The sequence below is a fragment of the Streptomyces montanus genome (assembly GCF_005786655.1).
Classification (GTDB): domain Bacteria; phylum Actinomycetota; class Actinomycetes; order Streptomycetales; family Streptomycetaceae; genus Streptomyces; species Streptomyces sporangiiformans.
The window spans coordinates 159925-169523 of sequence record NZ_VBZC01000016.1; the positions used below are offsets into that span (position 1 = coordinate 159925).

Sequence of the window (9599 nt, forward strand, 5' to 3'; positions counted from 1 at the left end):
CTTAGCGCCTGCGTATGTCCGCCTTCCCGCACGCCACGCCGTCCTTGTTGCGGTCCAGGCGCAGCGGATCGTCCTTGCCGTTGACCTTCAGACGGCCGTAGTCGTTCTCCTTCAGCCAGGTGCAGCGGGCGGCGGTCGTCTGCTTCACCTCGGCCGGGAACGCCGTCGGGACGCAGACGTTGGCCGTGCCGTAGTGCCGGTCACAGCCGGCGATCGTCGGGCTCACCTTCGCCGATGTGCGCTTCTTGCCGGGCTGCTGGACGGCTCCGTCGAGCGAGTCGGCGAAGGAGTGGACGTGCGCCGAGGCGGTCTCGGAGGCGGCCAGTGCGGACGGACCCTGGAGGTGCACCCACTCGGCGACCGACGGCACGCCGTTCGCGTCGACCGCGAAGAGCATGTACCAGCCGGGCGGGGCGAGGTTCGGGTTGCTCGTCACGTTCAGGTCGATGTTGTCGCCGTCCACCGAGAGCGGCAGGTCCACGAACCGCTGGTTCGGGTCCGAGGAGTGCGTCACGGCCGCGGGGCGGATCAGCTGCGCCTTCGCGACGGGGCGGTCGACCGTGATCCGCTGCGTGTCCCCGTACGTCCACTCCTTGTCGATCACCGACGTGATCTTCGGGCGGGCGCCCTTGAGCAGGTACGGCGGCGTGTAGATGGACACGTTGTGGTTCCAGGAGCCGTTGCCCGGGTTGTCGCCGGTCGCCATCACGCGGCCGTCGGGGAGCAGGAACGCGGACGAGTGGTAGCCGCGCGCCTCCGGGTCGGCGGCCACCGGGTCGAAGGTCTCCGTCGCCGGGTCGAAGATCGACGACTCGAAGACCGGGTTGGCGCGGTTGTGCAGGGCGCCGCCCGTCTCCAGCACCTTCCCGTCCGGCAGCAGCACGGCGGAGACGTACATCTTGCCCTGGTTGCCCGTCTCGGCCACCCGGCCGTTGCCCAGGTCGACCGTGCCCTGCGGGAGCGGCGGCCCGGCGACGTACGAGGGACTGGTCGCCTTCAGGTCGATGATGTCCGTCAGCCGGTTCCCGTCCGGGTTCGACTCGATGTTGCCGCCGCCGATCGTCAGGACCTTCTGGTCTTGGGCGGGCGGCAGCAGCACGCTCGCCGACTGGTCGCGTTCGTCCTTGTTCTGGAGGCCGGGGACCTGTGTGGTCGTGTTCGCGTCGTAGTCGTAGATCGCCGAGCCCGTGCCCGGGATGTTGTTGCCGAAGACGTGGCTGCCCGAGTAGAAGAGGCGGCCGTCCTGCATCAGGATCATCGACGGGTACAGGCCCCAGTACGACCAGGTCTGGTTGACCTGCCACAGCGGCAGCCACTTCTGCTGCGCGTCGGACCACCGCTCGGCTGTCACCGAACCCGTCGAGTCCTCCTTCAGGCCGCCGAAGGAGATCACGTCACCGTTGCCGAGGACCGTCGCCGACGGGTACCAGTGGCCGTCGTTCATGTCGTTGGTCTTGCTGTACGTCTCGGTGACCGGGTCGAAGATGTACGAGTCCTTGTAGCCCTGGTAGCCGACCCTGCCGTCCGCGGACGGATAGCCCTTGTTGCCGCTCATCACGAGCACACGCCCGTCCTGCAGTTGCACATGTCCCGCGCAGAACATGTCCTTGGGCGTGGGGATCTGCTTGTACGTCCCCTTCGACGGGTCGTAGACCGCCGAGGTGAACGTGCCCGCCTTGAACAACTCCTCGCTGTTGCCGGAGCCCGCGATCAGCAGCACCTTGCCGTTGTTGAGGACGACGGAGTGCATCGAGCGGACGGGGTTCTTCGTGGGCAGCACGTCCCATCTGCCGTTGGCGCACTCCTCGGCCGTGCCCGTGCACACCGGGTCGGGTGTCGGGTCGGCGACCTGGTCCATCGTGTAGTCGTCGGTCGTGACGGAGCCGGTGCCGTAGACGGAGACGCCCCAGCTGATGCGGTCCGTGCCAGCGGGCACCTCGGGGGTGCGGACCTCGGCCCGGGCCCAGCTCCCGCTGATCGGCAGCGTCTTGAGGTCGGTCCAGTACTGCCAGCCCGCGGTCGTGTCGTGCCGGAAGAGGGTGAGCGAGGTGTCCGGGGTCGTCGACTTGTACCAGAGCGCGAGGTCGTACTGCTTGCCCGCCGTGACCGGCGGCGCGCACTCGGCGGACTCGGTGATCAGCGCCTTGCGGTCGCCGTCGACGCGGCGGGTCAGCTCGACCTTCATGGCCTTGGAGCCGGAGTGGGCGTCGGCGACGGTGGAGAAGGTGAAGTCGTTGTCGCCCCAGCCGGACTTCTTCCAGCAGTAGGGCATGTCGTCCGTACCGGCCGTCTCGAAGCCGGGGTTCTTCACGAGGTTGGCGGCGGAGGCGGACTGGGGTGCGGCGAGCAGCAGGCCGGCGGTGAGAGCTCCCACGGCCAGCAGGGTTGTTCTCCGTCTCGGTTTCACACGGTTCTCCTTGCTCTACGGCTCCTGCTGAGCTGGCCACGGCCGGGATGTGCGTCCCGTGTCGCCCGCACCTCATGCGGCGTACGAGCCTCCTGCGGCATATGTGACTCATGAGGCTTGTGTCCCTCATGCGTATGTGCCTCATGCGGCGCGGGTGACAGGCCTGACTTACGTGACGCACGTGCCTTCCGTGGCAGATAGACCAGCGCCTCTGTCCCGACGAACCGCAGTACGAACGTCGTGACCAGCGCCAGGGCGGTGGCGGTGAAGGCGGTCATCCCGAACCGCCCCACGAGCAGCGCGATGAGCGGGATGCGCAGCACGAGGTCGGCGTTGGCCAGCAGCGCGAACCGGCTGACGCGGTCCCACCAGTGCCGGTGCTGCCGGCGGTCCCGGAAGCACAGGTGCTCGATGAGCCAGAAGTTCCAGGCGACACCGAACTGGTTGGCGATGATCTCGGCCGGCAGATAGTGCAGCCCGGCGGATGTCAGGGCCCACAGCGCGGCGAGGTTCGGCAGGAACCCGGTCGCGCCGATCAGTCCGAAGACCACCATCCGCGCCATGGGTGACGCGGTGCGCAGCCCGGCGAGGTGGCGCAGGAACCGCATCCCCTCCTGCGCGGTCGACTTGGACTCGCCCGCGAACCGGTTCTGGAAGACGAAGGGCACCTCGGTGACTTCGCGCGGGCGCCCGCGGACGGCCATTTCGAGCAGGATCTTGTAGCCGAGCGGCTTCAGCGCGTCCGCGGTGACCACACTGCGGCGGATCGCGAAGAAGCCGCTCATCGGATCGCTGATGCCGCGCAGCCGGCGCGGGAACAGCGACTTGGTCAGCCAGGTCGCGCCGCGCGACACGGCGACGCGGTAACCGCCCGCGAGGCCCGCGCGGCTGCCGCCCTTGGTGTAGCGGGAGGCCACGACGAGCCCGGCGGGCGTGCGCTCTCCGGCGGCCACCAACTCCGGCACCAGGGACGGCGGATGCTGCAGATCGCCGTCCATGACGACGATCCAGTCGCAGGTCGCGGCCCTGATGCCCTCGACGACGGCCCCGCCGAGCCCGCCGTCCGGGGTGTCGCGGTGCAGCACGGTGACCGGGAACGGGCAGTCCTGCGCGGCCTGCCGGATCACCTCGGGGGTGTCGTCGGTGGAGTCGTCGACGAACATGACCTCACAGGGCAGCCGCGCGGGCACCGACTCCGTGATCTGGTACAGCAACTCCCGTATGTTCGCCGACTCGTTGAAGGTCGGCACGACGATGGTGACGGCTGCGGGCTCGGGGAGGTCGACAGCACGTAGGGCCGGATCGCCGAGTTCTTCGGGGACCGTGCTTTCGAAGTTCATCGGTCGCCTCCGGAGCTTCCCGTGCTGTCGGTGCCTGCCGTGCTGTCGGTGTCTGCTGTGCTGTCGGTGTCTGCCGTGCCGTCGGTGTCTGCCGTGGATCCCCTGATCTGCCGGATCTCGATCCGGTCGGCGCCCTTGCCGAAGGTGGCGACCGGCGTCGAATGCTCCATCGCCTCCTTGACGTTGGGCAGGTCGACCGCGTCGCGGCGCACCGTCGGGGAGGCGACGACGTAGTCGAGGTCGCGCCAGCCGCGCGGCATCGTCTTCGTCACGGCGGGGTCGAGGTCCGCCTTGTAGAACCAGATGGCGCCGAGGCCGGGCCGGTAGCCGGAGTGCACGAGGTCGAGCCAGAGCGCGTCGTCGACGAGAACGCGGGCGTCCTCGGGGCGGTCGACCTCGGTGGCCAGCCATGTGGCCGCGGCCTGGTAGGGCGCGTTGGCGTCGGTGGTGACGGCGGTGCGGGCGCCGTCGTACCAGCGCGGCGCGACATACGCCGCCGAGGCCGCGACGAGCAGGGCCGCGACCGCGTATCGCGCCCTCGTGACGTACTCCTTCTCGCCGCCGTGCCGCCGCCGGCGCAGCACCGCGTGCGCGACGCTCGCCGCACCTCCGGCGAGGACCAGCGCGAGGAACGGCAGGGCCTGGATGATGTACATGGCGGGCAGATAGCCGTTCGGGCGCAGCGCGACCACGGCGAGGATGGCCACGGTCAGGGCGGGTCCGGCCAGTGCCCGCGCGGTCACCGACCAGCGCCAGGTGACCAGGAGCAGTAGCGCACCGGCGAGGCCCCCGAGGGGCAGCACGCGGTCGTAGTAGAGCCAGGAGTGGAGTACTCCGTACGAGCCGGACCCCCCATCGAGGATGAAGCCCGAACCGGGCCTTGTCATCTGGTACTTGAGACCGTCCCAGAGGGAGACATGGCCGGCGCCCGGGAAGAACTCGCCCTTGAGCAGGGCGAACAGGGGGTACGACAGGCCGATCAGCGAGCAGGCCGTGACGGCGCCGGTGAGCGCGAACTTACGGGTGTCGCGGTGGCTGTGCCGCCACATGGTGACGAACAGGGCGGGCAGGACGACGAGCATCGTCTCCTTGGTGAGGACGCCGGCCGCGGCGGCGATGCCCGCCCCGAAGTGGTGCCAGAGATGCCGGCTCGGCGAGGCGGCGAGGCAGAACGCCAGCAGCGTCCACATCACCGCGATGTTGTCGAGGAAGATCTCGCGCTGCAGGACCACCGACAGCGGCGAGAGCCCGAAGAACACCATCGCGAGCCCGGCTGCCCAGCTCGGCAGCGACAGGCGGCGGGCCAGGACGTACACGAGGACCGCGCTGACGGCGCTGACCAGCAGCATCGCGACCCTCATCGAGCCGACCGTCATCGACTCGGGACTGATCAGCGCGGGTATCCAGGTGAGCACGGCTATCTGCATCCAGCCGAGCGGCGGGTGGTCGTACCAGTACGTGTAGTGGGCCAGCCCCTCGCCCTGCTGCACGGCCCAGGCCTGGGCGAGGTAGGTGCCCTCGTCGTCGCTGAGCGTCGGATAGTCGGCGATGTTCCAGCCCTGCACGGTGATGACCGCCACCAGGAGCACGGCGCACAGGACGAGGTCGGAGCGCGGAGTGCGCAGACGCGAGGGGGGTGTTCGAGGGGTCGAACGGGTCGCAGGGACAGGAGTTCTCTGCGCGGGGACCTTCTCAGTGGTCACCGCGGGAAGGGTGGAGGTCACGCAGGAACGTCCTCTCGGGTCACTTCAGTGAGATGCGCGCCGACATGACTGGTCAACTCCCAGTCGTTCCGGCCCCGTTGCTCGCGCCACACGGCGCGGATGGCGGCCCCGGCGAGGAGCACCTGGTAGAAGGGGCCGCCGACGATGAGCTTGAGATAGTGGACGAGCCGGACACGGAGCCCGTACTGCTTGCCGAAGTCGTGCAGTCCGACGACCTCGAAGACAAAGGTGACGAGCGCGGTGACGGCCGGCAGGAAGGTGAAGAAGGCGATACCGACCGGTACGTCGAGGAAGAGCGCGATGGCCACGTTCAGCGGGATGATCACGCCGGAGACGGCCTGCAGGAACGGCGTCATCAGTGTGTAGCGGGCCAGCAGCCGCTGCCCGAAGCCCGGCAGCTGCTTCCAGTCCTTCTTGCGGTAGACCTGCAGGAAGCCCTGGTTCCACCGGGTGCGCTGCTTGAGCAGCGACATCAGGGTGCCGGGGGTCTCCTCCCGGGTCACCATGTCGGAGTCGTACGCGACGACGACCCGCTTGCCCTTGCTGGACAGCCGGACGCCCAGGTCGCAGTCCTCGGCAAGGCAGTTGGGGTCCCAGCCGTCGGCTGCGCGCAGCACGTCGGTGCGTACGAAGACGGTGTTGCCGCCCAGGGGTATGAACCCCTTCTGCGCGTGCAGGTGCAGACGGGAGCGGAACCAGAAGAAGTACTCCAGGCAGTTGCGCAGGCTGTACCAGCTGGAGTGGAAGTTGATCAGCTGGACACCGCCCTGGACGACGTCCGCGCCGGTGGAGCGGAAGGCGTGGTCGACGTGTGCGAGCAGCTCCGGGTGGACCTGGTCCTCGGCGTCGAAGACTCCGACGACGTCGCCGCGGCAGTGCGGCAACGCCGTGTTCATGGCCTTCGGCTTGTTCTTCTTCTCGTGGGTGTCGACGACGACGCGGACGCGTGGATCACACGCCTCGGCTCTCCGGGCCACCTCGGTGGTCTCCGGGTCGTCGTGACCGACGATCACGATGATCTCGAAGTCGTCGTGGGTCGACTCCAGCAGGCGCTGGATGGTGTGGTCCAGCACAGCTTGTTCGTGCCGTGCGGGCAGCAGCAGCGAGAAGGACAGCCCCTCGCCGCCGTCCGGTCTGCTGAATCGGGTGGAAGCCAGCACCTCGGGCGTACGCCAGGCGTGCATCTGCCACCACAGTGTGAAGGCCGCCATCCAGAAAAGTGCCAGGGAAACGGCAGCAATGAAGACAGACGTGAGCACAGAATCCCCCCAGGATCCCCAAAACCCCCTGCGCGACAGCGAGTCACTCCTGTCGCGTCGGTGCAGAGACTATGGGGAAACTGTGAAGTCCGGGTGCTCTCCTGATAAATAGCTTGTTTCGGAACGGTCGGCCTAGTAGTGGGAAGTGTCCGTACACATGCGTAATTTGACCGCCGCGGGACCGAGTTTCGGCCGCTCAGAGGCTGTTTTCAGCCGCTGAGCGCCTCCTTGAGCCGCTCGACGTCGGTGGTCGGAGCGTCACATGTGAAGTTACGGCAGACATACGCGGCCGGTTCACCCTCGACCAGTGGACGGTCGGCCAGCAGCGGGAGTTCGTCGGTGCCGGGCGCTCCCACCGCGACGACCGCGCCGGGGGCGGTGGCGAGGAGGGCGGTGCGGTGGAGTTCCGTCGTGGCCGCGTGACCCTCGGGGCCGACGACGGCCACCTCACGCGGTCCGTCGAGCAGCGCCTCGGCGACCGCGAGCCCCCAGCCGATGAAGCGCGGGGCGCGTGGGCCGAGCGCCTTGACGACACCCAACGCCCGTTCCGCTGCGGCGCGATGAGGCTCGGCGCCGGTCTGGGCCGCATAGCTCAGCAGAGCACCGGCGGCCGCACTCCAGCCGGAGGGCGTCGCGTTGTCGGTCGGATCCTGAGGGCGGCGGATCAACTTCTCCGCGTCGGCGGCCGTGTCGAACAGGGCACCCGACTCCTCGTCGACGAACTGCGTCAGCACATGGTCGAGCAGGAACCCGGCGAACTCGAGCCAGACCCCTTCACCGGTCACGGAGGCGAGGGCGAGGAAGCCCTCCGCCACATCCGCGTAGTCCTCCAGCACGCCCGCGTTGGCACCGGCCTGGCCGTCCTTCGACGTACGGGTGAGCCGGGCGTGATCGTCCAGGTGAAGGCGTACGAGGAGATCAGCGGCGCCGAGCGCGGCCTCGACGAGGTCGGGGCGGTCGAAGTACGCACCGGTCTCCGCGAGGGCGGCGATGGCCAGGCCGTTCCAGGCGGCGACCACCTTGTCGTCGCGGCCGGGAGCGGGGCGCCGCGCGCGGGCCTCGCGGAGCCGGTCCTTGATGGACCCGATCCGCTCGGCGTCGAACACGTCGTCCTGCTGGGGCAGCTGCAGAACCGAGGCGCCCTCTTCGAAGGTGCCTTCGTCCGTCACGCCGAAGCAGGAGGCGGCGAGTTGGGCGTCCGCGTCGCCGAGGACCTCGGTGAGCTGCCGGGGTGTCCACACGTAGTACGCGCCCTCCACATGCTTCCCGGTCCCGTCGTCGCTGTCGGCGTCCAGCGCGGAGGCGAACCCGCCCTCGTTCGTGCGGAGTTCGCCGACCATGAAGTCGGCGGTCTCCAGGGCGACGCGTCGGGCGAAGGCGGAGCCGGTGGCCCGCCACAGGTGGGCGTACACGCGGCACAGCAGTGCATTGTCGTAGAGCATCTTCTCGAAGTGGGGCACCACCCACTCGCGATCGACGGAGTACCGCGAGAACCCACCGCCGAGCTGGTCGTAGATCCCCCCGCGAGCCATCCGCTCACCTGTGTCGGCGGCCATCTGCAACGCGCCCTCGGAGCCGGTCCGGGCGTGGTGCCGCAGCAGGAACTCGATCACCATGGACGGCGGGAACTTGGGCGCCCCGCCGAATCCGCCGCGCTGGGCGTCGTACTCCCGGGTGAGCCCGAGCAGCGCCTGCGCGAGCTCCTCCTCACCGGGGACCTGCGTATCGCCGTACGGAATCTCCCGCCCCGCCAGATCCCGCACGATCTTCCCGGCGACATCGACGACCTCGTCCCGCCGGCCTTCCCACGCCGCACCGACCCCCTCCAGAACCTGCCGGAAGGAGGGCATGCCGTGCCGCGGCGCAGGCGGGAAATACGTACCGAAGTAGAAGGGCTCGGCCTCGGGCGTCAGAAAGACGGTCATCGGCCAGCCGCCCTGCCCGGTCGCCGCCTGCACGGCCTCCATATAGACAGCGTCTACGTCGGGCCGCTCCTCCCGGTCGACCTTGATGTTGACGAAGTGCTCGTTCATGTACACGGCCGTCGCCTCGTCCTCGAACGACTCGTGAGCCATGACATGACACCAGTGACAACTCGAATATCCGACGCTCAGCAGCACGGGCACGCCTCGGCGCCGCGCCTCCTCAAATGCCTCTCCCGACCAGGGCCACCAGTCGACGGGGTTGTCGGCGTGCTGGAGGAGGTAGGGGGACGTGGTCTGCGCAAGTCGGTTGGGCATACCCCCATCCTTACGCACTCCCCGACACTCCGCCCATGCGCCACGGACAGGAGCCGCAATCGAGGGCTGGTCGTGCCACGATCTTCCACAGCCCACGCGAGACGCTGTGGCGCGCCGGCTGGAACGCACGAGCCACCGGCGCGCGCTTCAGGAGCCCGAATCCTCCTGATCCACTGTCACTTGGGTGCTTCCGGCTCTCTCGCGTTCCCCGGCCATCCGCAGGACACTTGACCAAGAAAAGCTGCTGCTGCCGGAGGGGGACGTGACATGCGGGACAGCCATCGGGGTGAGGCCGAGCGGCTGTTGGCCCGGGCCGTGGAGGAGGAGGTTCGGCGGTCGGGTGGGCGAACCGACGGGAGCGCACTGCTGTCGCGGGCGCGTGGGGCCCTGGACGCCATGGGGGAGACCGCCGCGGAGGAGTACGCGGCGTACACGCAGGCGCTGGACGAGGCGGAGGCCGGCCGGCTGACGTTCGGGCAGCGGTACGCGCGCGAGGGCGCCGGAACTCCCCTGGTGGTCGCGGCCGTTGCCGCCGTCGCGGCCTGCGTGGCCGACCTGGCGCTGGGCACCGGCGCCGGTACGGCGGTGGGCGCCGGCGCGGTCGTCGGCGTGGCGGGCGCCGCGGCCAC

Annotated in this window: 5 protein-coding genes and 1 pseudogene; 1 reads left to right on the forward strand and 5 read right to left on the reverse strand. The window is 69.2% G+C overall.

Annotated elements, in window-relative coordinates:
• Position 1: 1 nt before the first annotated feature.
• The 5 genes from FE633_RS17015 to FE633_RS17035 form a co-directional block, all read right to left on the reverse strand.
• Positions 2-2407: a galactose oxidase family protein gene (locus FE633_RS17015; protein WP_138045998.1), complete on the reverse strand. Its 2406-nt coding sequence runs from the start codon at positions 2405-2407 to the stop codon at positions 2-4.
• Positions 2404-3747, reverse strand: coding sequence for a glycosyltransferase (locus tag FE633_RS17020; RefSeq protein ID WP_138045999.1), 1344 nt, complete (start codon positions 3745-3747; stop codon positions 2404-2406). The genes FE633_RS17015 and FE633_RS17020 overlap by 4 nt, the downstream gene beginning before the upstream one ends.
• Entirely contained in the window at positions 3744-5471 is a 1728-nt protein-coding gene (locus FE633_RS17025) for an ArnT family glycosyltransferase (protein ID WP_138046000.1), read from the reverse strand. Before FE633_RS17025 ends, FE633_RS17020 begins: the two co-directional genes overlap by 4 nt.
• A complete protein-coding gene (locus tag FE633_RS17030; protein ID WP_138046001.1) occupies positions 5468-6730 on the reverse strand; it encodes a glycosyltransferase in 1263 nt (420 codons plus the stop codon). The genes FE633_RS17025 and FE633_RS17030 overlap by 4 nt, the downstream gene beginning before the upstream one ends.
• 209 nt (positions 6731-6939) lie before the next feature.
• A complete protein-coding gene (locus FE633_RS17035; RefSeq protein ID WP_171059980.1) occupies positions 6940-8970 on the reverse strand; it encodes a thioredoxin domain-containing protein in 2031 nt (676 codons plus the stop codon).
• A 267-nt stretch (positions 8971-9237) separates the two neighbouring features.
• Between FE633_RS17035 and FE633_RS17040 the strand changes: the two are divergent.
• A pseudogene (locus FE633_RS17040) lies at positions 9238-9599 on the forward strand (hypothetical protein); the annotation flags it as partial.